18 protein-coding genes and 2 riboswitches are annotated in these 23890 nt (G+C 63.3%); of the genes, 8 read left to right on the top strand and 10 right to left on the bottom strand.

Features of this window, described 5'->3' with window-relative positions:
* Positions 1 to 27 precede the first annotated feature (27 nt).
* The 6 genes from GWE18_RS11170 to GWE18_RS11145 form a co-directional block, all read right to left on the bottom strand.
* Complete coding sequence (locus tag GWE18_RS11170; RefSeq protein ID WP_275185808.1) at positions 28 to 225, bottom strand: hypothetical protein; 198 nt, start codon at positions 223 to 225, stop codon at positions 28 to 30.
* A 173-nt stretch (positions 226 to 398) separates the two neighbouring features.
* Positions 399 to 2783: a 5-methyltetrahydropteroyltriglutamate--homocysteine S-methyltransferase gene (metE, locus tag GWE18_RS11165; RefSeq protein WP_275185807.1), complete on the bottom strand. Its 2385-nt coding sequence runs from the start codon at positions 2781 to 2783 to the stop codon at positions 399 to 401.
* Positions 2784 to 2892: 109 nt separating this feature from the next.
* A riboswitch (cobalamin riboswitch) is annotated at positions 2893 to 3107 on the bottom strand.
* A gap of 105 nt (positions 3108 to 3212) precedes the next feature.
* A complete protein-coding gene (prpB, locus tag GWE18_RS11160; protein ID WP_275185806.1) occupies positions 3213 to 4133 on the bottom strand; it encodes a methylisocitrate lyase in 921 nt (306 codons plus the stop codon).
* Between the two features lie 10 nt (positions 4134 to 4143).
* Complete coding sequence (gene prpC, locus GWE18_RS11155) at positions 4144 to 5316, bottom strand: 2-methylcitrate synthase (RefSeq protein ID WP_275185805.1); 1173 nt, start codon at positions 5314 to 5316, stop codon at positions 4144 to 4146.
* 11 nt (positions 5317 to 5327) lie between these two features.
* Positions 5328 to 6881 carry an MmgE/PrpD family protein gene (locus tag GWE18_RS11150; protein ID WP_275185804.1) on the bottom strand — a complete coding sequence of 518 codons (1554 nt, stop codon included), beginning with the start codon at positions 6879 to 6881 and terminating at the stop codon, positions 5328 to 5330.
* Complete coding sequence (locus tag GWE18_RS11145) at positions 6878 to 7309, bottom strand: acyl-CoA thioesterase (RefSeq protein ID WP_275185803.1); 432 nt, start codon at positions 7307 to 7309, stop codon at positions 6878 to 6880. Before GWE18_RS11145 ends, GWE18_RS11150 begins: the two co-directional genes overlap by 4 nt.
* 134 nt (positions 7310 to 7443) lie before the next feature.
* Between GWE18_RS11145 and GWE18_RS11140 the strand changes: the two genes are divergently transcribed.
* From GWE18_RS11140 to GWE18_RS11115, 6 genes are all read left to right on the top strand, one after another.
* Complete coding sequence (locus tag GWE18_RS11140) at positions 7444 to 8868, top strand: short-chain fatty acyl-CoA regulator family protein (protein WP_275185802.1); 1425 nt, start codon at positions 7444 to 7446, stop codon at positions 8866 to 8868.
* Between the two features lie 64 nt (positions 8869 to 8932).
* A riboswitch (cobalamin riboswitch) is annotated at positions 8933 to 9152 on the top strand.
* A gap of 116 nt (positions 9153 to 9268) precedes the next feature.
* A complete protein-coding gene (locus GWE18_RS11135) occupies positions 9269 to 12178 on the top strand; it encodes a ribonucleoside-diphosphate reductase subunit alpha (RefSeq protein WP_275185801.1) in 2910 nt (969 codons plus the stop codon).
* A gap of 25 nt (positions 12179 to 12203) precedes the next feature.
* Positions 12204 to 13334: a ribonucleotide-diphosphate reductase subunit beta gene (locus tag GWE18_RS11130; protein ID WP_275185800.1), complete on the top strand. Its 1131-nt coding sequence runs from the start codon at positions 12204 to 12206 to the stop codon at positions 13332 to 13334.
* Positions 13335 to 13582: 248 nt separating this feature from the next.
* Positions 13583 to 14806 (top strand): glycosyltransferase family 87 protein, encoded by a 1224-nt coding sequence (locus GWE18_RS11125; protein ID WP_275185799.1) that lies wholly within the window; start codon positions 13583 to 13585, stop codon positions 14804 to 14806.
* Positions 14807 to 15053: 247 nt separating this feature from the next.
* On the top strand, positions 15054 to 15728 hold the full coding sequence (locus GWE18_RS11120; protein ID WP_057851941.1) for a TetR/AcrR family transcriptional regulator: 675 nt from the start codon (positions 15054 to 15056) through the stop codon (positions 15726 to 15728).
* 91 nt (positions 15729 to 15819) lie between these two features.
* Positions 15820 to 16245 carry an OsmC family protein gene (locus GWE18_RS11115; protein ID WP_275185798.1) on the top strand — a complete coding sequence of 142 codons (426 nt, stop codon included), beginning with the start codon at positions 15820 to 15822 and terminating at the stop codon, positions 16243 to 16245.
* 117 nt (positions 16246 to 16362) lie between these two features.
* Here GWE18_RS11115 and pyk read toward each other — a convergent pair whose 3' ends face one another.
* Complete coding sequence (pyk, locus tag GWE18_RS11110) at positions 16363 to 17799, bottom strand: pyruvate kinase (protein WP_275185797.1); 1437 nt, start codon at positions 17797 to 17799, stop codon at positions 16363 to 16365.
* On the bottom strand, positions 17796 to 18332 hold the full coding sequence (locus tag GWE18_RS11105; RefSeq protein WP_197423159.1) for a DUF1036 domain-containing protein: 537 nt from the start codon (positions 18330 to 18332) through the stop codon (positions 17796 to 17798). The genes pyk and GWE18_RS11105 overlap by 4 nt, the downstream gene beginning before the upstream one ends.
* Positions 18333 to 18579: 247 nt before the next feature.
* Here GWE18_RS11105 and GWE18_RS11100 point away from each other — a divergent pair, with 247 nt between their 5' ends.
* Both GWE18_RS11100 and GWE18_RS11095 read left to right on the top strand, forming a co-directional pair.
* Positions 18580 to 18882, top strand: a complete 303-nt coding sequence (locus tag GWE18_RS11100) for a DUF1244 domain-containing protein (protein ID WP_275185796.1) — start codon at positions 18580 to 18582, stop codon at positions 18880 to 18882.
* Between the two features lie 267 nt (positions 18883 to 19149).
* Positions 19150 to 19422 carry a DUF2312 domain-containing protein gene (locus GWE18_RS11095; RefSeq protein WP_057851880.1) on the top strand — a complete coding sequence of 91 codons (273 nt, stop codon included), beginning with the start codon at positions 19150 to 19152 and terminating at the stop codon, positions 19420 to 19422.
* 134 nt (positions 19423 to 19556) lie between these two features.
* Here the strand turns inward: GWE18_RS11095 and GWE18_RS11090 are convergent, their stop codons facing one another.
* Both GWE18_RS11090 and GWE18_RS11085 read right to left on the bottom strand, forming a co-directional pair.
* Complete coding sequence (locus GWE18_RS11090) at positions 19557 to 21161, bottom strand: DUF882 domain-containing protein (RefSeq protein ID WP_275185795.1); 1605 nt, start codon at positions 21159 to 21161, stop codon at positions 19557 to 19559.
* Positions 21162 to 21413: 252 nt separating this feature from the next.
* Positions 21414 to 23540 (bottom strand): L,D-transpeptidase family protein, encoded by a 2127-nt coding sequence (locus GWE18_RS11085; protein WP_275185794.1) that lies wholly within the window; start codon positions 23538 to 23540, stop codon positions 21414 to 21416.
* Positions 23541 to 23890 lie beyond the last annotated feature (350 nt).

The raw sequence follows: 23890 nt of genomic DNA, 5'->3' as shown, positions 1-23890 counted from the left end.
GTGACGGGGTTGCCGCCACGAGGTGAGTTATGCTTTCGCCGGAGCGCCGAGATGCACGGCCAGGATATGCTCCGGCGTCTCTACCACTTCGATCGTCTCCCCGTCGCCACCGACAAAGGCAAGAACGGTGCGCTCGCCGTCGCGTGACATGCTGCCGACGAGCGCGATATTGATGTGGATCGGTTGCCCCGTCTCGAACCTCGTGCATTGAATCCAGAAGCGCATCGCGGTCTCCTTCGATCTTTCACGGTGATCATAAAGATAGTCGTAGGGTGGGCAAAGCGAAGCGTGCCCACCAAATCCGCCGCCCCGATCGATCGCTTCGGATAGATGGTGGGCACGGCGCGAAGTGCGCCTTTGCCCACCCTACGCGGGCTCGTTGCTGCCGACGGAAGGCGTTACGACAGTGCCCGCAATTCGCGGGCCGCCGCTACCATGTTGACGAGCGCGGGTCGCACCTCTTCCCATTTGCGCGTCTTCAATCCGCAATCCGGATTGATCCAGATCTGGGCATCGGTGAGCCGCATCCGCGCCAGCCTGAGCAGGGCGGTCATCTCTTCGATCTCCGGTACCCGCGGCGAGTGGATGTCGTAGACGCCCGGGCCGATTTCGTTCGGATAACGGTAGTTCCTGAACGCATCGAGCAGCTCCATTTTCGAACGCGAGGTCTCGATCGAGATCACGTCGGCGTCCATTGCGCCGATCGCATCGATGATGTCGTTGAACTCCGAGTAGCACATGTGGGTGTGGATCTGCGTCTCGTCGCGCACGCCGGACGAACAGAGACGGAAGGCGTCGACGGCCCAGTCCAGATACGCCTTCCATTCCGATTGGCGTAGCGGCAATCCCTCGCGCAGCGCCGCCTCGTCGATCTGGATCATCCCGGCGCCGGCAGCCTCGAGATCGGCGACCTCGTCGCGGATCGCGAGCGCGATCTGCCGGCAGGCCTCGCTGCGCGCAATATCGTCGCGGACGAATGACCAGTTCAGGATGGTGACGGGACCGGTCAACATCGCCTTCATCGGCTTTTTCGTCAGCGACTGGGCGTATTGCCACCACTCGACCGTCATCGGCTTCGGGCGCGAGACGTCGCCGAACAGCACCGGCGGACGGACGTAGCGCGATCCGTAGGATTGCACCCAGCCGTGCGTGGTGAAGGCGAAGCCCGCGAGCTGTTCGCCGAAATACTGCACCATGTCGTTGCGCTCGAACTCGCCGTGCACGAGCACGTCGAGACCGATGGTTTCCTGCCACTGCACCGCGCGGGCAGTCTGGTCCTGCAGATAGACCTTGTAGACTTCATCCGTCAGCGCGCCGCTGGCGTGCGCGGCGCGAGCTTTCCTGACTTCGGCCGTCTGCGGGAACGAGCCGATGGTCGTGGTCGGGAACGCGGGCAGGTTGAAGCGCTTGTGCTGAACGCCGGCGCGCTCGGCGAATGCGCTGGCGCGGCGACGCATGGCGTCATCGATGCCGGCAATGCGCGCCGCTACCTTCGCATCGTGAATCCGCGGCGAAGCCTTGCGCGCGGCGGCGGCATCGTCCGAGGCGCGCAGGCTGGCTTCCGCGGCGCCGCGCCCACCGGCGAGCGCCGCCCCGAGCGTCGACAGTTCCTCGAGTTTCTGCACCGAAAACGCCAGCCAACTTTTGATTTCGGAATCGAGCCCCGTTTCCAGCGCCAAGTCGATCGGGACATGCAACAGCGAGCAGGAGGGGGCGATCTGCACACGGTCCTTGCCGAGTTTCGCGATCACGGGCTCGATCCGGTCGAGAACCCGGCTCAAATCAGCACGCCAGATGTTACGGCCGTCGATGATGCCGAGCGACAGCACGCGGTCCGTTGGAAAGTCGGCGAGGCCGTCGATCTGCTCAGGCGCGCGGACCAGGTCGAGATGCAGGCCGGCGACGGGCAGCGCCAGTGCGGTGTCGCGGTTGCCGCCCAGCCCGCCGAAATAGGTTGCCAGCATGATCTTGAGCTGCGGCACCGCGCTCGCGATTTCCGTATACGCGTAATGCAGCGCCTGCTGCCCGACGATATCGAGGTCGAGCACGAGACATGGCTCGTCGATCTGCACCCATTCGGCGCCCCGGTGGGCCAGTTCGCGCAGGACCTCGATGTATACCGGCAGCAACCGGTCGAGCAGCGACAGCGGATTGAAACCGGCATCCTTGCTCTTGGCGAGTCTGAGAAACGTGACCGGGCCGACCAGCACCGGGCGGGTCTGATAGCCCAGCGCTTTGGCTTCCTCGTACTCTTCGATCGGCTTGCGCAAGGCGAGGGTGAATTTCTGGTCCCTTGCCAATTCGGGCACCATGTAGTGGTAGTTGGTGTCGAACCATTTCGTCATTTCCAGCGCCGGCACGCCGTGCGCGGCGTCGCGCCCGTGATTGATATGGCCGCAGCTCGCCTCTTGCGCTTTGCCCTGTGCACCACGGGCCATCGCGAAATAGGTCGCGAGCGGGACCGGGCCGCCGTTCCAGCGATAGATCTCTGGAATCGCACCGACCATAACTGATGTATCGAGCATCTGGTCGTAGAACGAGAAATCGTTCGACGGGATCACGCTGACGCCGAGCCTTTTCTGGCGCGCCCAGTTGGCAGCGCGAAGCCCGGCGCCGGTTTCGATCAGCGCCTTCTCGTCGGTCGCGCCGGACCAGAAACTTTCCAGCGCGAATTTCAGCTCGCGGCGCGGGCCGATACGTGGCGTGCCGAGGGAGGCAACGGGAAGCGATGAAGTGGAGATTGTGGAAGTAGACGATGCAGAAGATGGCGATGTAGAAGACATTGGCTTAACCCCAAAAGTTGGGGGCAAAGGCCGAAGTGACACGCCTGGATTCCGCGTGCGGCGGAGCGCGCGCGGAATCGCAACCGCACCACCGGGACACCCCGCCCGAGGACGTGTATGTTGTCGAGGCAGGTCTCCTGGCTCGCGGGTCAATGCTGCTGTCCGGCCTTCCCGAAACCCCGAAAGGTCTCAGTGACTTTGTTGGACAGCGGCTCGCCGCTTACAGTTGCGGGGGCAGCTCCGGCTTTGGCTTTTCGGCCGCACCGGCTTCCCTCTTAGCTTCGGGCCGAACCAGCCCGAAGAACCACGACGGATTCAGTTAAGGTCAATGGCGGTCTCAGTCAACATGAGATCGGTCGTTCCCCCGCAAGGCTCTCCGTCTTCATTCGAAGAACGCCATTCCGATCGAAGCTGCGATACCTACATAATTCACCTCTGCGGCATGCCTGTGGGAACGACGGTTTTGACGATGGAGGCGTCGAGCGCCTCGTAGTCGTGCAGCCCCATCGTTGCGTAGAGTTCGGCGCGCGTCTGCATCTGGTCGAGCATCTTGCAGGTGCTGCCGTCGCGTTTGAGGGCGGTGAACAGAGTCTGCTGGGCCTTGTTGGCGACGCGGAGCGACGACACTGGCCAGATCACCATACGATAGCCCATGGCCTCGAACTCCGATGCGGTGAAGAAGGGCGTCTTGCCGAACTCCGTCATGTTCGCGAGCAATGGAACACCGGGAACGCGCGTGACGAACTCCTGGAACATCTCGCGCGAAACCATCGCTTCCGGAAAGATCGCGTCGGCTCCCGCTTCCAGATAAAGTTTGGCGCGCGCCACCGCGCCGTCCATGCCTTCGCTGGCCGCGGCGTCGGTTCTTGCGATCAGATAGAGATGACGCCGCGCCTTCGCGGCGGCGGCGATCTTGGCTGCCATGTCGCGCGCATCCGCCAGCTTCTTGTCGTTGAGATGGCCGCACTTCTTCGGAAGAAGTTGGTCCTCGATGTGAACGGCCGCCGCACCGGCATCCTCGAAGGTGCGCACCATGTTCATGACATTGAGCGCTTCGCCATAACCAGTGTCGCCATCGACCAGAACGGGCAGGCCGCTGGCGCGCGCCACCTGGCGGATGAAGAAGGAAACTTCCTCGATCGTGATAATGCCGAGATCCGGCAGCCCCATCGAAGCCGTCATTGCCGCACCCGACAGATAGAGCGCGGAAAATCCGGCGTCGCGGGCCTGCAACGCGGCCATTCCGTTGTGCGTGCCCGGCATCTGGAGAATGCCTGGCGCGTCCAGGAGGTCGCGGAAGCGAGCCCCGGCCGGCTTGTCGGCGAGATCAGCACCCAGGAGATATACCATTGTTGCTTCCTTACGCGGCGCGTGGGGCGACGGAGGCTTTGCCGCGCTCGTGCAGCGGCACAAACTTCAGGTTCTCCGGGCCGACATAGTTCGCGGCCGGGCGAATGATCTTGTTGTTGATGCGCTGCTCCATCACATGCGCCGCCCATCCGGACGTCCGTGAAATCACGAACAGCGGCGTGAACATCGCGGTCGGCACCCCCATCGCGTGGTAGGAGACCGCGCTGAACCAGTCGAGATTGGCGAACATCTTCTTGGCGTCGGCCATCACAGCCTCGATCCGGTCGGCGATTTCGAACATCCGGGTGCTTTCGCCTTCGATGCTGAGGCGACGCGCGACTTCCTTGATCACCTTGTTGCGCGGATCGGCAATGGTGTAGACCGGGTGACCGAAGCCGATGACGACCTCCTTTGCCGCGACCCTGCGGCGGATATCGGCTTCCGCCTCTTCCATATCGCCGTAGCGCTTCTGCACTTCGAAGGCGATCTCATTGGCGCCGCCGTGCTTCGGCCCGCGCAGCGCACCGATCGCGCCGGTGATGGCGGAATAGAGGTCTGAGCCGGTGCCTGCGATCGAGCGCGCGGTGAACGTCGAAGCGTTGTACTCGTGCTCCGCGTAGAGGATCAGCGAGGTATGCATCGCGCGCTCGTGCGACGGCGGCGGCCTCCTGCCATGGAGCAGATGCAGGAAATGCGAGCCGATCGAATCGTCGTCGGTTTCGACGTCGATCCGGCGGCCGTGGTGGGCGTAGTGGTGCCAGTAGAGCAGCATCGATCCGAGCGACGCCATCAGCCGGTCGGCAATATCGCGCGCGCCGGGCTGATTGTGATCATGGGCTTCCGGCAGGATGCAGCCGAGCGCGGAGACGCCGCTTCTTAAGACATCCATCGGATGTGCGGCGGCGGGCAGCAACTCCAGCGTCTGCAACACTGCGAGCGGCAACCCGCGCAGCGCCTTCAGCTTGGCCTTGTAGTTTCTGAGCTCGGACAGGGTGGGCAGGCTGCCGTGAACGAGAAGATACGCGATCTCCTCGAATTCGCAGCTTTCCGCGACATCGAGAATATCGTAGCCGCGATAATGCAGGTCGTTTCCGGTGCGGCCGACCGTGCACAGCGCAGTGTCGCCGGCAATGACGCCGGAGAGCGCAACCGATTTTTTGGGGGCGGGCTTGATGTCCGTCATCTCAATCTCCCTTATCGATTGCCGGCAGCGCGCTGGACCGCAACCGGGGCGGCGTCACGCCAATCGAAGATGCCGTGCGTTGACGCCCTGCCGAGGAATTTTGGATCGACCGTGAAGGTGAGGTCGGTCAGCTCTCCTGCTTTGAGCGAGGCCAATCTCTCGACCGTTGCGATGAAGCGATCCTGCTCAGCCGCGCTGATCACGCCTTCCGCCAGGTTGCGGAACTTCCGGATGTAGTCCGGCCGCCTGAACGGGCGGGCGCCCAGCGGATGTGCGTCAGCCAGCGCAATTTCGTCGCTGAAGACGGAGCCGCCGTTCAGCTTCACGACGACGCGGCCGCCAAAAGCCTTTTCCTTCGGATCGTGGCTGTGGTAGCGGCGGGTCCATGCGGGATCTTCGACGGTCGAGATCTTGCGCCACAGCGCGATCGTCGTGTCGCGGCCCGCGCGCTCTGCGGCATAGGATCGCTCGTGATGCCAGCCGCCGTCTTCCAGCGCGACCGCGAAAATGTACATGATCGAATGGTCGAGCGTTTCGCGGCTCGCCTTCGGGTCCATCTTCTGCGGGTCGTTGGCGCCGGTACCGATGACGTAGTGGGTGTGATGGCTGGTGTGGATGACGATGCTTTCGATCTTCGAGAGATCGCCGATTTTCGGTCCGAGCCGGCGCGCGAGGTCGATCAAGGCCTGGCTCTGATATTCGGCCGAGTACTCCTTGGTGTAGGTGTCGAGGATGGCGCGCTTGGGCTCGCCCTTTTCCGGCAGGGGCACCGCGTATTCCGCAGCCGGACCGCCGAGCAACCAGGCGATGAAGCCGTCTTCGCCCTCATAGGCGGGTGACGGTGCGCCTTCGCCGCGCATCACGCGATCGACGGATTCGATCGCCATCTTGCCGGCGAAAGCCGGCGCATAGGCCTTCCAGCTCGATATCTCGCCCTTGCGCGATTGCCGCGTCGTCGTGGTGACGTGGAGCGCCTGCTGAACGGCCTGATAAATCGTCTCGGCAGGCAATCCGAGCAGCGCGCCGATCCCGGCGGCGGCGGACGGGCCGAGATGGGCGATGTGATCGATCTTGTGCTCGTGCAGGCAGATGCCCTTCACGAGATCGACCTGAATCTCGTAGGCCGCAGTCAGCCCGCGCACGAGGTCTGCACCCGCTAGCCCGCAGTGCTGGGCGACAGCCAACACCGGCGGAATGTTGTCGCCGGGATGCGAATAGTCAGCGGCCAGGAACGTGTCGTGGAAATCGAGTTCGCGGACGGCGACGCCGTTGGCCCACGCGGCCCATTCCGGCGAAATCCGCTGCGACCGCGTCAATCCGAACACGGTGGCCCCCGGCTGAAATGGATGCGCCTCGGCTTGCGTTCGCGCGCTGACAACGGGACGCCGAGCGACCGAGGCTGCGGCAACGGCGGCGTTGTCGATGATGCGGTTGCCCAGCATTTCCACCACATCGCTCTCGACCGCGACTGTGTCGGCGGCCACCTCGGCGATCTTCCAGGCCAGTTGGCTCGCGCGTGGGAGATGATCGGCTGATTTGAAAGTACGAACGCTATGCTGTTTCAAGATGCAGCTTCCTTCTGGATTGGATCGGTCATGCCTGGTTGCGTGATCGGGACCGGACGGCCGAATTCGTCCACCGCGACCATCTCGAACGTTCCGCGCACGGCGGATTGTCGCCTTCCGCTGATCAGGTCCTCGCGGATCATGTCGACCGCGACCGTCATGGAGCTGCAGCCGACGCGTACGACCTGAGCAACGAGCTCGACGAGTTCGCCGACATGGATCGGCTCGTGAAATTCGATCTTGTCCGAGGTCGCCATGACGACGCTCTGGCGCACGCGCCGCGTGGCCGTGACGAATGCTGCCTTGCCCATCAGGCTCAGGGCATGGCCGCCGAACAGCGTGCCGTAGTGATTGGCCTGCTCCGGAAACACCATCTCCATGAACCGGGTTTCGTCGGGACGAAGGTTTGGCGACGCCGCTGCATGCATTTTCCTGCTCCGGACGACTTGTCATTCGGTACCGACTTCGCAATATCTACAAACGTGCACCGTCGAAATGGCTGAAAAAGTATAGTCTTGCGAAGAAAAGCCGGTTGGTTTGCAAAGTTTGCGAAGGTGATGCGATGAAAAAGACCTTCATGGGCGTGCGGCTGAAAAGACTGCGCGAGGAGCAGCGCCTGACGCAGGCAGCGCTTGCCGGCAAGCTCGGGATATCGCTGAGCTACCTCAACCAACTGGAAAACAATCAGCGTCCACTCACCGTGCCGGTGCTGCTGGCGCTCAATTCGGTGTTCGGCCTTGATGTGCAGTCGTTCGCCGAGGGCGACGAAGCCCGCTTGATCTCGGACTTGCGCGAAGCGCTGGCGGATCCTTCGTTGGGTGAGACAATCGCTGTCGCCGAACTTCGCGAACTCGCGCAGAGCATGCCCGCGGTCGGGCGTGCGCTGGTCAATCTCAACCGCAAATATCGCCATGCCGCCGAGCAATATGCGGCGCTTTCCGCGCGGCTCGGCGAGGACCGTCAGGCGTCGGCAGCGGTACTGCCGTCCACGCCGTTCGAGGAAGTCCGCGACTTCTTCTATGTGCAGCACAACTACATTGCCGAGCTCGACGATGCGGCAGAAGCGATCGCTGGCCGGATGGAATTGCCAATCGGACGGATGACGCCAAACCTGGTGTCGTATCTCGAAAGCAGGCATGGCGTGACCGTCGTGATCGACGCGAGCGACGAGTTGGGCTCGGGAACGCAGCGCCTGTTCGATGGCCGCACACGAACGCTACGGCTGTCGCCAAGCCTTGATCCGGGACAGCAGGCGTTCCAGCTCGCGACGCAGATCGCCATTCTGGAGCTGGACGCGGCGATACGTTCGATCGTCGACAAGGCAAAGTTCACCAGCGACGAAGCGCGCGGCCTTGCCCGCATCGGCCTTGCGAATTATTTCGCCGGCGCGCTGATTTTGCCTTACGCCGTTTTCCTCAATGAGGCGGAGAGGTGCCGTTACGACATCGAATTGCTCAGTCACCGATTCGGCGTCGGCTTTGAAACGATCTGTCACCGGCTGAGCACCTTGCAGCGCCACAATGCGCGGGGCGTGCCGTTCTTCTTCATCCGCGTCGATCGCGCCGGAAACATATCGAAGCGCCAATCGGCGACTGATTTCCATTTTTCGCGGGTCGGTGGCACCTGTCCGCTGTGGAACGTTTATGAAGCCTTCGCCAACCCCGGGCGTATCCTGACGCAGCTAGCGCGGATGCCTGACGAGCGAACCTACCTCTGGGTTGCCCGAACGGTGTCGCATGGCAGAGGGGGATACGGCGCGCCCGCCAAGACGTTTGCCGTCGCCCTGGGATGCGATGTTCGCCATGCCGAGCGAATCGTTTATTCGCAGGGCCTCAAGATTGATCCGTCACTAGCGACGCCGATCGGCATGGGCTGCAAGGTGTGCGAACGGCCGAATTGTCCGCAGCGCGCGTTTCCACCGGTCGGCCGCGCCCTCAACGTCGATGAGACGCGGTCCTATTTTGCTCCGTACGCGACTTCGCGCTAGGGCAGCGATGTAAATTTCGTGCGTATGTCTCGAATGGGCCATTGACACCTCGTAGCGAATATCACCACATGTAGCCAGTCACGGTCCGCCGGATCGCAAGATTTGGTGGCTAAGAGGGAAGCCGGTGGTCGCGCCAAAGTGCGCGAGAATCCGGCGCTGCCCCCCCAACTGTAAGCAGTGAGTTGTTCCCGAATCTTACGTCACTGATGCGGCATCGCATTGGGAAGACAGGGAGTAACGGCGACCTGCGAGCCAGGAGACCTGCCGCGACACCGAAAAAACGTCCACGGGCGGGGTGTCCCGGCGGCGCTTGCAAACTCATGCCGGTGTTTCCCGCCCGCGCATTTGAAGCAGCGTCCTCCCTGACATCCAGCCCCCAACAACATCACGGGGTCTCTTGATGTCACTCTCTCTCGATCGCGAAGCCGCTACCGCTCCATTCATCCACCTGCGTCCCGAATCATCAGCCGGGCCGACAGCGCAGCCTCCGATGCAGGTGATCCGCCGTAACGGCACGGTTTCGAAATTCGATGCCAGCAAGATCTCGGTCGCGATGACCAGGGCGTTTCTCGCGGTCGAGGGCCATACTGCGGCCGCCTCCCGCCGCGTCCATGAAATCGTCGAGCAACTGACCTCGGAAGTCGTCGGCGCGCTGTCGCGCCGGATGAGCGAGGGGCGCACCTTTCATATCGAGGACGTGCAGGACCAGGTCGAACTGGCCTTGATGCGCAGCGAGCACCACAAGGTCGCGCGCGCCTATGTGCTGTATCGCGAGGAGCGCGCCCGTCAACGCGCCGGGCAGGAAGCGGCCAATGCCGCCAAGCTGTCGGGAGAGCCCGCGCTGCGCGTCACGCTGGCGAGCGGCGTGCAGGCTCCGCTCGATAGCGCGCGCCTGACGCTGATCATCGAAGAGGCCTGCGCCGGTCTCGAGGGCGTGGCCGCCGCGGCCGTGCTCGCCGAAACGCAGCGCAATCTCTATGACGGCATCGGCGAGGACGAATTGGCGCTGGCGTCGGTGATGGCTGCGCGCACGCTGGTAGAGCAGGAGCCGAACTACGCTTATGTCAGCGCGCGGCTGCTGCTCGACAAGCTGCGCACCGAGGTGCTGTCGTTTGTGGAGGGGGCGCCGACCAGCGCGTCGCAGGCCGACATGGCGGTACGCTACGGCGAATACTTTCCCGCCTACATCAAGACCGGCATCAAGGCCGAACTGCTCGATCGCGATCTGGCGCGCTTCGACCTGAAAAAGCTTGCCGCGGCGCTGAAGTCGGAGCGCGATCTGGCGTTTCAGTTTCTGGGGCTGCAGACGCTGTACGACCGCTATTTCCTGCATGAGCGCGGCAAGCGCATCGAACTGCCGCAGGCGTTCTTCATGCGCGTCGCCATGGGTCTGGCGATCCGCGAGATCGACCGCGAGGCGCGCGCCATCGAATTCTACGATCTGCTGTCCTCGTTCGACTTCATGGCTTCGACGCCGACGCTGTTCAATTCGGGCACGCTGCGGCCGCAACTGTCGTCCTGCTTCCTTACCACCGTTGCCGACGATCTCGACGGCATCTTCAAGTCGGTCAAGGACAACGCTCTGCTGGCGAAGTATTCCGGCGGGCTCGGCAACGACTGGACCCGCGTGCGCGGGCTCGGCGCCCACATCAAGGGCACCAATGGCGAGAGCCAGGGCGTGGTGCCGTTCCTGAAAGTTGCGAACGACACCGCGATCGCCGTCAACCAGGGCGGAAAACGCAAGGGCGCGGTCTGCGCCTATCTCGAAACCTGGCACATCGACATCGAGGAATTCCTCGATCTGCGCAAGAACACCGGCGACGACCGCCGCCGCACCCATGACATGAACACCGCGAACTGGGTGCCTGACCTGTTCATGCAGCGCGTCGAGGCTGACGGCGAATGGACGCTATTTTCGCCGGACGAAACGCCCGACCTGCACGACCTCTACGGCCAGGCGTTCGCCGAGCGTTACGCGGCCTATGAAGCCAAGGCGGCGCGCGGCGAAATCCGCGTGTTCAAGCAGGTCCGCGCAACCGATCTCTGGCGCAAGATGCTGACCATGCTGTTTGAGACCGGGCATCCCTGGATCACATTCAAGGATCCCTGCAATCTGCGCTCGCCGCAGCGCCATGCCGGCGTCATCCATTCCTCGAACCTCTGCACCGAAATCACGCTCAATACCTCCGACGACGAAACCGCCGTCTGCAATCTTGGCTCGATCAATCTGCTCAACCATGTGCGGGAAGGGCGGCTGGATGAGGAGCGGCTGAAGCGCAGCGTGACCACCGCGATGCGGATGCTCGACAACGTCATCGACATCAACTTCTACACCATCCCCGAAGCGCGGCGCTCCAACCTGCGGCACCGCCCGGTCGGCCTCGGGCTGATGGGATTTCAGGACGCGCTGCAGGCGATGCGGATTGCGATGGCCTCCGATGCGGCGGTTACCTTCGCCGATACCAGCATGGAGGTGATTTCCTACTATGCAATCTCAGCCTCCGTCGATCTCGCCGCCGAGCGCGGACGCTATCCGTCGTTCGACGGCTCACTGTGGAGCCGGGGCATTTTGCCGATCGATTCGATCGAACTGCTGGCCGAAGCTCGCGAGGGTCTCGCGATGGACCGCGGCGTGACGCTCGACTGGGGCACCTTACGCGAGCGCGTCAAGTCGACCGGCATGCGCAATTCGAACGTGATGGCGATCGCGCCGACGGCCACCATTTCGAACATCTGCGGCGTGGCTCAGTCGATCGAGCCTGCCTACCAGAACCTCTATGTCAAATCCAACATGTCCGGCGACTTCACCGTGGTGAACGAGTTTTTGGTGCGCGACCTCAAGGCGCGCGGGCTATGGGACGAGGTGATGGTCAATGACCTCAAATATTTCGACGGCAGCGTCGGTGCGATTGATCGCATTCCAGGCGATATCAAGGCGCTTTATGCCACCGCGTTCGAGATCGATAGCGCCTGGCTGATCGAGGCGGCCTCGCGGCGGCAAAAATGGATCGATCAGTCGCAGTCGCTCAACCTCTATATCGCCAACCCCAGCGGCAAGAAGCTCGATGCGCTCTATCGCCTGGCTTGGGTGCGCGGTCTGAAGACGACCTATTACTTACGCTCGCGCAGCGCGACGCATGTCGAAAAGTCCACGCTGCGGGGCACCGACGGCAAGCTCAACGCCGTTGCGGCCGCGCCTGAGCCGTCGGTCGCTGCCCCGATCATCGTCCCGTTGGCGATCACGGCGCCTGACCTGTCCGGCGCGGTCGCGTGTTCCATCGACAATCCCGAATGCGAAGCCTGCCAGTAAGCAGACAAGAAGCAAGGAAATGACAATGCTCGACTGGTCCGAACCCGCTGCGCCCTCGCGCCGGATGCCGCCCCCCAAGGTGGCGCAAACCGCGGTAGCGGCCGATCAAACCGGCCTCGGCACCATCGACCGAAGCGGCGGCAGGGTATCCGTCGACGACAAGCGGATGATCAATTGCCGCGCCGACGTCAATCAATTGCTGCCGCTAAAATACAAATGGGCATGGGAGAAATATCTCGCCGGCTGCAACAATCACTGGATGCCGACCGAAGTGTCGATGCAGGCCGACATCGCGCTATGGAAATCGCGCGACGGCCTTACCGAGGACGAGCGCCGCGCCATCAAGCGCAACCTCGGCTTCTTCGCGGCCTCTGAAAGTCTCGTCGCCAACAACATCGTGCTGGCAATCTACCGCCATCTGACCAATCCGGAGTGCCGGCAGTACCTGCTGCGGCAGTCCTTCGAGGAGGCTGTTCACACCCACACCTTCCAGTACATCGTCGAGAGTTTGGGATTGGACGAGGGCGAGCTGTTCAACATGTACCGCGAGGTGCCGTCGATCACCGACAAGGCGGCGTGGGCGCTGAAACATACCCAGCATCTCGACGATCCCGATTTCAGGACCGGGACGCCGGAGGCTGATCAGGCGTTCCTGCGCGATCTCGTTGCCTTCTACGTCATCTTCGAGGGCATGTGGTTCTACACCGGATTTGCCCAGATCCTCTCGCTCGGCCGCCGCAACAAGATGGTCGGCATCGCGGAGCAGTACCAGTACATCCTGCGCGATGAATCGATTCATCTGAACTTCGGCATCGATGTCATCAACCAGATCAAGATCGAGAATCCGCATCTGTGGACCAAAGCGTTTCAGGACGAAGTCCGCGCGATGGTGCGTGAGGCGGCTGAACTGGAGGCGGCCTACGGGCTGGACACCATGCCGCGCGGCTTTCTCGGCCTGAATGCGGCGCTGTGCGAGAGCTACATGCACTTCATCGCCAACCGCCGCTGCGCGCAGCTTGGGCTACAGCGGGTGTTCGACGAAACCGAGAATCCGTTTCCGTGGATGTCGGAGGCGATGGACCTGAAGAAGGAGAAGAACTTCTTCGAGACACGCGTGATCGAGTATCAGAACGGCGGCGCGCTGAGCTGGGAGTAGGGAACGGCTTACTCCCGTATCCGTCGTCCCTGCAAACGCAGGGACCCATACCGCGTGATCCATCAATGAGGCACGGCGGGAGACGCCGACCTGAAGCAACCAGCATCGGTGGCTATGGGTCCCTGCGAACGCAGGGACGACAGAAATTCCCGCCGTTGCAGCGCAAGAACTTAAGATTTCCTCAATTCAGTCCGGCCTATTTCTTGGGGGTGTGCGCTTTGGGACAGGCGCCCGAGCAAGGATCTTGCATGGCTGCCTTTCACTCCACCTTCAAGTCCGCACCGGAGCAAACCTTAATTCCCGCGTGGCTCGTCAGGGGCTGCTTAATGCTGGCGGTTGCCAACCTGACCCTTTGCGGGGCGGCGTATTTCTCACACTGGTGGGTTTACGATCCGAAGGGTCTCGGCATCCCGACCGATTTCATCAACGTCTGGGCTGCCGGCCGCCTGGTGCTCGATGGCCTCCCAGCGCAGGCATATGACTGGGACATCCAGAAGCAGGTCGAGGTCGCAAAACTCGGCCAGGATTTCGTCGGCTATTTTGCCTGGCACTATCCACCGCCATTTCTGTTCGTCGCTTCCTTGCTGGCACAGCTTCCCTATCAACTCGCCTTTGTCGGCTGGGTTGTGGTCAGCTTCCTGCCCTTTCTTGTCGCGATGCGTGCGATCGTCGGCCGCACCTTTGGCTATCTGCTCGCGCTCGCCATTCCGATGGCGTGCATCAATGCGCTGGTCGGGCAGAACGGATTCCTCACCGCGGCACTGATCGGCGGCACGCTCTATTTGATCCCGATACGGCCGGTACTGGCAGGCATCTGCCTCGGGCTTTTGACGTACAAGCCACAATACGGGCTACTGTTTCCGATCGTGCTGATCGCAGCCGGGCATTGGCGCGTGTTCATCAGCGCCGGCGTTACCGCCATCGTGCTGGCCACAGCTTCCTGGCTCGCCTTCGGCATCGAAAGCTGGCTGGCGTTCTTCCACTGGATGCCGAAATTCTCTCAAGCCTTCCTGACCGAGGGCAAGGCGACATGGTGGAAGCTGCAAAGCATCTTCTCGATGGTGCGTTACTTCGGCGGCAGCGAGCCGCTTGGCTGGGCATTCCAGTGGGTTCTCACTGCTTCAGTCGCCGTGGTGCTGGCACTGATGTGGCGAAGCCGCGTGCCGTACACCGTGAAGGCCGCCGCACTTGCCGCCGGCACGCTGCTGACCACGCCCTATCTGTTCATGTACGACATGATGGTGCTGGCGATCCCGATCGGCTTCCTGGTCCGCGCCGGACTGAAGACCGGTTTTCGCGCCTACGAGCTTCCGGCGCTGGGCACCGTCGTCGCCCTCATCGTCTGCTACATGTTCACCGGCATTCCGACCGGCCTTGGCGCCACGCTGGTCGTGTCCGCGCTGATCCTGCGCCGCGCCGGATCGTGGTGGCAGCATGAGCCGGTGCCGAAACTCGTCGCGGCCGGCGCGTGAATCACGCGAGATGATGGCGGCGCCGTCGCACGCGATCGTCAGGGTTGCGGCCGTCATTTCCGATCGTGCCGGCAGCGGGCCTTTTGCGGATGTTTCATCCGCGTTTGCAAAACCGTCTTGTCATCGGGCCTGAATAGTAGTTCACTTCTTCAATGCGATGAGTACGCTTATCGCTCAAGACATTGAAGGTGTGCGCGTTCTGGCAGGCTCCACGGGGCTCGAGGGCGCGCCGGGGACGGAACGCGCGATGGTGTATCGGCGAACCCATCAGGTCGTAAAGCGGCTGGCGGCGCGGCGTAGCGCGATTCTGGCGGCCGCAAGGGACGCTGCGGCCGAGGGCGGAATGGCGGCGGTGCAGATTGCCCCCGTTGCGGTCCGCGCCAATGTCGCGGCCGGCACCGTCTACCGTTACTTCCCCTCCAAGGCGGAGCTGATTTCCGAACTGATCGCCGAGGTCTCGCGCGACGAACTGGCCGCGATCCGCCGGGCGGCGGATGCCGCTCCGGGGCCGTCCTCGGCGCTGGCCGCCGCCGTCACCACGGTTGCCGTGCATGTGCTGTCGCAGCGCAAGCTCGCCTGGGGCATTCTGGCCGAGCCCGTCGATGTCGACGTCTCGGTGTCGCGGCTCGCCAGCCGCCGCGAAATCTCCGGCGAGATTGCTGCCAGAATCGATGCCGCGGTGCGCGCCGGACATCTCCCCGCTCAGGACACAGCGCTCGCCGCCACCGCGCTGCTCGGCGCGCTGCATGAATCGCTGGTCGGTCCACTGGCGCCCGAGAATCTGGATGATCCCGCGAGGCTGCGCGACGCCGTGCAAACCGTCACATTGTTGGCGCTGCGTGCCGTCGGCGTGATGGATGCCCGTGCCCGCGGCCTCGTAGTGCAGGCGGTGCTGCCGGCGAAGGCGCTGGTCGGGGCGTAGGACCCTCCATCCTGTTCGCGACACGACTTTGTCGCAACCATTTGCCACGCTGCGGCTTATCGACCGATCAACCGTGATCAGGAGGCATGCGATGACGACGACATCAGGATCGGCCAAATGGCAGGGCGGCATCAAGGACGGCAAGGGCGCGATCTCGACCAAGAGCGGCGCGCTGAACGATTATCCGTACGGCTTTTCCAGCCGCTTCGAGGGCAAGCCCGGCTCCAACCCGGAAGAACTGATCGGCGCCGCGCACGCCGCCTGCTTCACCATGGCGCTGTCGTTGATTTTGGGAGAAGCCAAACTCACCGCCGAACACATGGAAACCAAGGCTGACGTCACGCTGGAAAAACAGGGCGATGGCTTTGCCATCACCTCGGTTCATCTGACGTTGAATGCGAAGATCCCAGGCGCGGAAAAGGCGACGTTCGAGGAGCTGGCGGGCAAGGCCAAGGCCGGCTGCCCGGTATCGAAATTGCTGAATACGAAGATCACGCTGGACGCGACGTTGCAGTAACTGTCAGCGTCATTCCGGGGCGATGCGGAGCATCGAACTATGGTGCGCAATTGCGCACCTGAGAATCTCGAGATTCCGGGTTCGTCGCTTCGCGCCGCCCCGGAATGACGGTACCCGTCACTTCTCCGCCGCGCCCTCCGGCTCGACAGTGGCGATGCGCACCATGTTGGTGGTGCCGGGGATGCGGAGCGGCACGCCGGCGACGATGATCACGCGCTGGCCGGCCTTGGCGAAGCCGTCGCGGAACGCGATCGAGCCGGCACGATCGACCATGTCATCCTGGTCGTGGGCATCTTCGGCCACCACGCAATGCACGCCCCACACCACCGACAATTTGCGGCCGGTCGCAAGATTGGGCGTGATCGCGACCACCGGCAGCTTCGGCCGCTCGCGCGCCACGCGGATGCCGGTAGAGCCCGAGGAGGTCCAGCAGATGATCGCCGACAAGTCCAGCGTCTCGGCAATCTGCCGCGCGGCGTCCGCGATGGCGTCGCCGACCGTATTCTCCGGCTCGGGCCGCTGCGCCGACAGCACCGAGCGGTAGGTCGGATCGCGCTCTACTTCCTCGCCGATGCGGTTCATGGTCGAGACCGCTTCGACCGGAAATTTGCCGGCGGCGGATTCGGCCGACAGCATGATGGCATCGGCACCTTCATAGACGGCGGTTGCGACGTCGGAGACTTCGGCGCGCGTCGGCACCGGCGCCTGGATCATCGATTCCAGCATCTGGGTTGCAATCACCACCGGCTTGCCGGCGCGACGCGCCATCCGCGTCATTTGCTTCTGCAGGCTCGGCACCCGCTCCAGCGGCAGCTCGACGCCGAGGTCGCCGCGCGCGACCATCAGCGCGTCGGAAGCGTCGATGATTTCGGCGAGCCGGTCGATCGCCTGCGGCTTCTCGATCTTGGCCATGACAGCGGCGCGGCCGCGGATCATCCGTTTGGCTTCGTTGACGTCCTCGGCGCGCTGCACGAAGGAGAGCGCGATCCAGTCGACCCCGGTCACCAGCGCCGCTTCCAGATCGGCGCGGTCCTTCGGCGTCATCGCCGATACCGGCAGATCCGTATCGGGCAGGCTGACGCCCTTGCGGTCCGACATCTTGCCGCCGATCACCACCCGCGTCACCGCGCGTTCGCTCGAAGTCTCTTCGGCAATCAGGCGCACCTTGCCATCGTCGAGCAGCAGCGCATGGCCCGGCCGAAGCGCTGCGAGAATTTCCGGATGCGGCAACTGCACGCGGTTGTTGTCGCCGGGCGTCTTGTCGGAATCGAGCACGAAGCTCTGGCCGTTCTTGAGCTGGGTCGAACCTTCGGCGAAGGCGCCGAGCCGCAGCTTCGGTCCCTGCAGGTCGACCAGGATGCCGATCGGACGGCCGTAGCTACTCTCGACATTGCGGATGGTGTTGACCAGCTCGCGCATCTTGTCGTGCGGGGTGTGGCTCATATTGATGCGGAACACGTCCGCGCCGGCCTCGAACAGCTTCCGGATCATCGCGCTGTCTGACGATGCCGGGCCGAGGGTCGCGAGAATCTTGATACGACGGAGCCGTCTCATTGCTTGGGCGCCGGGGCTGGCGGCAGACCCGGTCCGCCCGGCGGATTGGACAGGCCGGGTACCCCGCCGGGTCCGCCCGGTCCCATTGTGCCCGGAATTCCCGGCACGCGCTGCGCGGGCTGCTCGTTGGCTTCGGTCAGTTGCACGGTCCACGCTCGCTGTTCGCCTGTGTCGACCTCGAAAAAGCCGGTGCGGTCGTAGCCCCGCGCCAGGCAATTCTCGGTTCCTTTGATGGTGAATTCCTTGTCGCGCGAACACATGAAGGCTTGCCCTGACCATTCGCCGCCGCGGTCATAGTCGAGCGCATAGATGTAATAGTAACGTGCGACAAGAGTTCCCCGCAGCAGCGTCTCGCAACTACGCGATGACACGTTCCACCAGCCTTCTGTAGTCCAGCCCTCGGCGTCCTTGTAACCCAGCGCGATGCCGACCCGGCTGGAAGTATTGTTGCAGAGCCGGAAATCGGCCGCCGCCGGACTGCTCCACAGACACGCTGCCGCCAATGCAAGCACCGGCGCCAGGCCAGCGGTCATGCGATCGGAGAGGGAGGTCAGGCAGCGCGAATCTTTTGCGGTCATGCAGCGAAGCTATATCAAATCATTGACGATTTCGCGTGACCAGGCGGGGCCTGTCAACGGAAGGGGAACGCCTTTCCCGCGCTACGGGAAACCGGGCTCCTTGTGAAGGTTTGCCAATTTTGCGCGCAGATATGGCAAAATCTGTGACAATTCCCACCTGATATCAATATGCTCGGCACCACGTGACGCAGGACCCAAGGCCATGACGATCGACGACAAAACCAGAACAGAACTGGAAGCCGCCGTTTTCCGGCGCCTGGTCAGCCACCTGCGCACCCGTACCGATGTCCAGAACATCGATCTGATGAATCTGGCCGGCTTCTGCCGCAACTGCCTCTCCAACTGGATGAAGGAGGAGGCCGACGCCAAGGGTGTCGCCGTCAGCAAGGATGAGAGCCGCGAGGCGGTCTATGGCATGCCCTATGAGGAGTGGAAGGCCAAACATCAGGGCACGGCCACCCCGGAGCAGTTGGCCGCGATGAAGAAAGTTCACCCCGGGCATTGAGCGCAAGTTGCTCCGTCATTCCGGGATGGTCCGAAGGACCAGACCCGGAATCTCGAGATTCCGGGTTCGATGCTGCGCATCGCCCCGGAATGACGGCCTCAAATAGTACTGCCCGATCTCCTGTGGGCGCGCTGTGGATGAGCGCGATGTTTCCTTGACGCAGGGCCCCCCGATCTTGAGGGTCAATCCTGAAAAAAGCGCCGCGCGGTAACGCGTGCGGCGCTTGATCTTTCAGCTTCACCGTCAGTTCCCATTCAGGAGTACCCGATGGCCACTTCCGCCGCCGCCGTCCAGGACGAGCCCGCGACAAGATTCGCCAAAGACCAGCTCAAGGCCATCATCGAGCGCATCGAGCGTCTGGAAGAAGAAAAGAAGACGATCTCCGACGACATCCGCGACGTCTATGCCGAAGCCAAGGGCAACGGTTTTGACGTCAAGGCGCTGCGTACCATCGTGCGGATGCGCAAGCAGGACGCCAACGAGCGCGCCGAGCAGGAAACCATTTTGGAAACCTATATGCAGGCGCTCGGGATGCTGTGAGGCACACGCTTCGCGTAGCCCGGATGGAGCGAAGCGCAATCCGGGGCCATCTCACAACACGGCCCGACTGATCCCGGATTTCGCTTCGCTCCATCCGGGCTACTGTCGTGTCGAGTGTGCGGCGACAGCGAACCCTAGCGCAGCGCGGCGGTACGCAGCACGAACGACTGCGTCGGCAGTTGCGCGGTCGCCGATCCCGTGAAGCGGTCGCAGGTCATGCCCATCATCGGGTCTTCCGAGAAGGTCATGGCGATCGCGGCCCGCGGCTTGACGAAGTGGCTGCGCATCTGGGTCATTTCGGTATCACCGAGCACCGTCGTCGACATCGCGCTGCTTGCACTCGGCGCCAGCATCACGACCCGCATCCAGATACTGTTGCCCTGGGCGGCGGCGAGACGGGTCGAGGTTGCGACCACGCTGTCCTGGCCCTGGGCTCCCTTGGCGACCACGGTATTGATTTCGGTCGCGGCGGCACCGGCGTTGCGCGCCGGACGGGCGGGACGCGGGATCGCCGCGGAGGCCGCGACGATGTTCGTACGGTCGACCGGCGAAGAAGCGGCCGGCGCGTAGGCCATCGCCTTGTTGAACGCTTCGGTGACGCTGGCGGTCGGCTGCGGATCGGTGGTGGCGGCGAGCATCTGGCGTGCCCGGAGTGCTGCGACCTGGGCGGGGGTGGCCTGATTCGCTGCGGACGGCACGTCGTCCCAGAAGCCGCGGGAATTGATGATATCGGCCGGCGTCTGCAGTTTCGGCTCGGCCTTGTCAGCGGAGGCCTGCGCAGCCGGTTTCGCCTCAGCCTTGGCTTTAGGCGCCGCTACGATCTGTGCGTCGGCCGAGGCTAGCTGAATGGTCGCGCCGACCGGCTTTGCGCGCGGTGTCGGCACCGGATCGGCGGATTTCGCGGCCGCCACGCTGGCCGGTGCGGGCTTCTCGTTCTTGAGCGGAGCGCTGGCGCCCTCGTCATCCTCTTCGGTCGACTTGCCGCCCCTGAACAGCGCCGCGAACAGGTTCGGCATCTTGACAGTGGTGGCGTCGCTGCCATTGCCGCGGCGGTCGAGGTCGGCGCGGGCAAGCTCATAGCCCTTCAGCGGACCGCCATTGGAGGGCAAATGCACCGTGCGTCCGTCCGGGAAAATCCTGGCGAGCTGATCGTGGGTCATGCGCGGCCAGTGACGGACGCTGCCGGTATCGAGATGGACGAACGGCGAGCCTGAGGTCGGATAGAAGCCGACGCCGCCACGCTGCAACCGGAGCCCGGCGGCCCGGATCTGCTCGAGCGGCACGTCCGGAATGTAGAAGTCCATGGCGTGGCCGAGCGTGTGCTGGCTGAAGCGCGCCACGCCCGAGGAGCGGCGGCGGAGCATGGAGTTGGTGGCGGGGGAGCGGTAGGCGGAGATGATCTGGATCGGCTTCCTGCCATCGACGTCGCGGTAGACTTCCCAGAGGATGTCGAAGAGCTGACGATCCATCGTGGTCTGGTCCTGGCTGCGCCAGTCGCGGAGGAAATGATTGAGCTTCTTCAGCGCCTCTTCGTCATAGCGCCCGTCGCGCTTGAAGGTGACGGTGAGGTCTTCGCCGGAATGGGTGTGGTGGAAAGAAAGGGTGCGGGTTTCGTTCAGCGCTGTCGCGTCATGTACCGTGCCGGCGCCTGCGAGCAGCAACAGCGAAGTTAAGCCGATCCGATATCCGGCCTTTGGCAGAGCAAGCGGATTGAATTGGCGCGCGAAACCAGCCAGCACGTATGAGCCCACCCAGTCGACCAGCGTTCACAGTGTTCTTTTGCAGACCCCGGCAAAAGAGGGTGAACGCTTTCTTAAAGCGGGAAGGTTAACCGAAGTTTACCATCCCGCCCCCAAGCACGCCTTAACCTAACGCGTGGACTGTGGCGAAAAAGTGCCCGGCCGAATCCGGCATGGATAGTGGTTAACGTAAACGAACCCGCCCTCAGGGCGAGATCGCTGATTTTGTTCGGAAATCTCGCTCGGCGCGGGTTACCGGGTGAACCGCTGTTGGGGCCGGCGGCCAATCGGGGCCGGCGGCGTGACGGTCGACGGTCCCCCGAACAGGCGCTCAAAGAATGACGGACCGGACGAGTAGGTGTTGTCGCTGGCAAAGCTGACGCCGGCCGGCAAACCGTCCTTCGGCCGCGAATAGCTCGGCTGCGCATGGGCGACCATGGCCTCCAGGTCCCTGCTACGGCCGTTCTTGAGCAGGGCGATCATCGCGGCGTCGCGGCCATAGATGTCCTTGCGGATCTGCAGCTTGCCGGCGTCATCCACAAACGCGGTCTGGTAGGTGATGTTGACCGGGATCGGCGTCGGGAATTTCAGGTCCATCTCGCTGCGGCCGTACATGCTGCGGATCTTTTCCGGCGAGTAGCGCTCGTTCGGCATCACGATGTTGAGCAGCGTCGATGCGTATTGATCCGGATTCTGCACCCGCATGCAGCCATGGCTGAACGCGCGTTCTTCCTTGGCGAACAGATGCTTGTCCGGCGTGTCGTGCTGATAGACCAGGAACTTGTTCGGGAAGTTGAAGCGGATGCGGCCGAGCGCGTTGGCCTCGCCCGGCGGCTGCGAAATGTGGATGCTGCCGTCTCGGCGACGCTCGAGCTTCAGACCCATGCGGTCCAGCACGGTCGGATCCTGCTGCAGGGCCGGCAGGTATTCGTTGTAGATGATCGACGGCGGTACGTTCCAGGTCGGATTGACGGTGATGAACTTCATCGTTTCCGTCAGCATCGGCGTCGCATGTTTTCCGGGCTTTCCAGTCACTACACGCGTTGTCCAGACCGGCGCGCCGTTCTGCATCACCTTCAGCGTGAAGTCGGGGACGTTGAGAATGACATAGGCATTGCCGAGCGAGGCCGCGCCGAGCTGGCGCGGCAGCCAGCGCAAGCGCTCCATATTGACGAGGACGGTGTCGATGTGCCGGTCGCGCTTCGGGCTGTTGATGGCCTTGACCGTGCGATCGTCGAGCACGCCGGTCGGCTTGAGATCGACGCTTTCCTGGAACTTGCGCACGGCGGCGGCAACCTTGGCGTCGTAGTGAGTACCGTCGGGGTTCTCGGCGACGCCGAGCTTGGCGCGCAGTTGCGGCACGCGCGAATCTTCCGGTGCAACTTCACCCTGCTTCTTGGTCGCGGCCCTGAACGCCAGCGCCGGCCCTTCGGCGATGTGGATCATGGGTCCGTCGCCCTGGCCGCGCAGCTCGGCGAGCTTGGCCTTCAGGTCCTTGTAGAGCTTGTGCGGCGGGTTGTAGCCGTCAAGCGCTGCGGAAGCGTCCTTGGCGGCCGAGATGTTGGCGAGCACTTCCGCCGGATCGGTCGGGTGCTCGGGATAGAGGATGTCGGAAGCGACCTGCGACCAGTGCATCCGGCCGCTCTGGGCCTGTCGCGCATAGTCGAGCATGCTCGCGGTCAGTTTCAGTTCGGCTTCTGCAAGCTGGTCCGGTGAAGCGGCGGCCGCAAAATCCGGCACCGGGTAGTCGGCCGGATTGAGGCCTTCGGCGGCGGCGTCCTTCAGGCGGGCGATCACGCCCTTGCCGCCGGCGGTCAATGTGCCGGCTTGGGTCCATAGCGGCGCATAGTCGCGCGCCGAATAGAACTTCTCGACGGCGGCGCGCTCGTTCTTGCGGTCGAAATAGCGCAGCGACTTGGCGCCGAGCATGTCGCGCAGCCTGTCGGCGACCGGCTGGTCGGCCGGTGCGACAGTGCTTACCTTCACCGGTTCCTTGGCAGGCTCGGGAGCGGGCGCTGTCGCAGCCGGCGGCGCGGCGGTTGCGGCGTCGTTGACGTTGGTCGCAGGCGCTGGGATCTCGACCGGTTTGGATTCGGTTGCCTTTGCGGCCGGGCTGGGCTCGGCCGGCTTTTCGGTTGCCTTGGCTGGGTCAGGCACCGAGGCGGTGGAGTCCATCTTGAAGTCGCCGATGGTCGGGGGCGGGACGTTGGCGGGTTCGGGACGGGGAACTGCTGCGTCGATCGCGAGCTCGGCGGCGCTGGCGCGCGGCGTCGTCGACTGGGCCGCCAGCGCTGAGGTCGCGGACACCGTGAGGAAGGTTGCCGCGACTGCCATCAGCACGCGGTCAAATCCTGCACGATTGATCGAACAGTCACGCATCGTCACACCCCCTTGGGCGAAACTGCCCCGGCATGGAACAGTCGTTGGTATCGCTCGTCATAGCTTGCGCGGGAAAAAGCGCCGGCCTCGACTGGTTCTCGTACGCCTGCACGCCACGATTAAAGCAGACGATACATGTGCCCCTTTCATGCAGCCAGCGCCATGCGGGACAACTCACGACAAACTGACCTCAAACTACCCGTTTGCACCCGGGTCACGCGTTTTTGCCACGCTCCCCGCTATTTGTCTGTCACCGCCAAGCCACGGTTCAAAAGCTTCCTAATGATTTATGTCGTTGGTTTGCCACGATCTTTGCCACGTCGGCGCCATAATCGCCCGATGCCCGTCCG

Source organism: Bradyrhizobium sp. CSA112 (assembly GCF_029051645.1).
Taxonomy (GTDB): domain Bacteria; phylum Pseudomonadota; class Alphaproteobacteria; order Rhizobiales; family Xanthobacteraceae; genus Bradyrhizobium.
This window is presented reverse-complemented; position numbering and strand designations above follow the sequence as displayed.

Coding starts and splice junctions, on each gene's coding strand:
- GWE18_RS11105 (WP_197423159.1), bottom strand. CDS start 18,332: ATGACCGCTGGCCTGGCGCCGGTGCTTGCATTGGCGGCAGCGTGTCTG.
- GWE18_RS11135 (WP_275185801.1), top strand. CDS start 9,269: ATGTCACTCTCTCTCGATCGCGAAGCCGCTACCGCTCCATTCATCCAC.
- metE (WP_275185807.1), bottom strand. CDS start 2,783: ATGTCTTCTACATCGCCATCTTCTGCATCGTCTACTTCCACAATCTCC.
- GWE18_RS11085 (WP_275185794.1), bottom strand. CDS start 23,540: ATGCGTGACTGTTCGATCAATCGTGCAGGATTTGACCGCGTGCTGATG.
- prpB (WP_275185806.1), bottom strand. CDS start 4,133: ATGGTATATCTCCTGGGTGCTGATCTCGCCGACAAGCCGGCCGGGGCT.
- GWE18_RS11145 (WP_275185803.1), bottom strand. CDS start 7,309: ATGCATGCAGCGGCGTCGCCAAACCTTCGTCCCGACGAAACCCGGTTC.
- GWE18_RS11130 (WP_275185800.1), top strand. CDS start 12,204: ATGCTCGACTGGTCCGAACCCGCTGCGCCCTCGCGCCGGATGCCGCCC.
- GWE18_RS11170 (WP_275185808.1), bottom strand. CDS start 225: ATGCGCTTCTGGATTCAATGCACGAGGTTCGAGACGGGGCAACCGATC.
- GWE18_RS11125 (WP_275185799.1), top strand. CDS start 13,583: ATGGCTGCCTTTCACTCCACCTTCAAGTCCGCACCGGAGCAAACCTTA.
- GWE18_RS11115 (WP_275185798.1), top strand. CDS start 15,820: ATGACGACGACATCAGGATCGGCCAAATGGCAGGGCGGCATCAAGGAC.
- prpC (WP_275185805.1), bottom strand. CDS start 5,316: ATGACGGACATCAAGCCCGCCCCCAAAAAATCGGTTGCGCTCTCCGGC.
- GWE18_RS11100 (WP_275185796.1), top strand. CDS start 18,580: ATGACGATCGACGACAAAACCAGAACAGAACTGGAAGCCGCCGTTTTC.
- GWE18_RS11120 (WP_057851941.1), top strand. CDS start 15,054: ATGGTGTATCGGCGAACCCATCAGGTCGTAAAGCGGCTGGCGGCGCGG.
- GWE18_RS11140 (WP_275185802.1), top strand. CDS start 7,444: ATGAAAAAGACCTTCATGGGCGTGCGGCTGAAAAGACTGCGCGAGGAG.
- pyk (WP_275185797.1), bottom strand. CDS start 17,799: ATGAGACGGCTCCGTCGTATCAAGATTCTCGCGACCCTCGGCCCGGCA.
- GWE18_RS11095 (WP_057851880.1), top strand. CDS start 19,150: ATGGCCACTTCCGCCGCCGCCGTCCAGGACGAGCCCGCGACAAGATTC.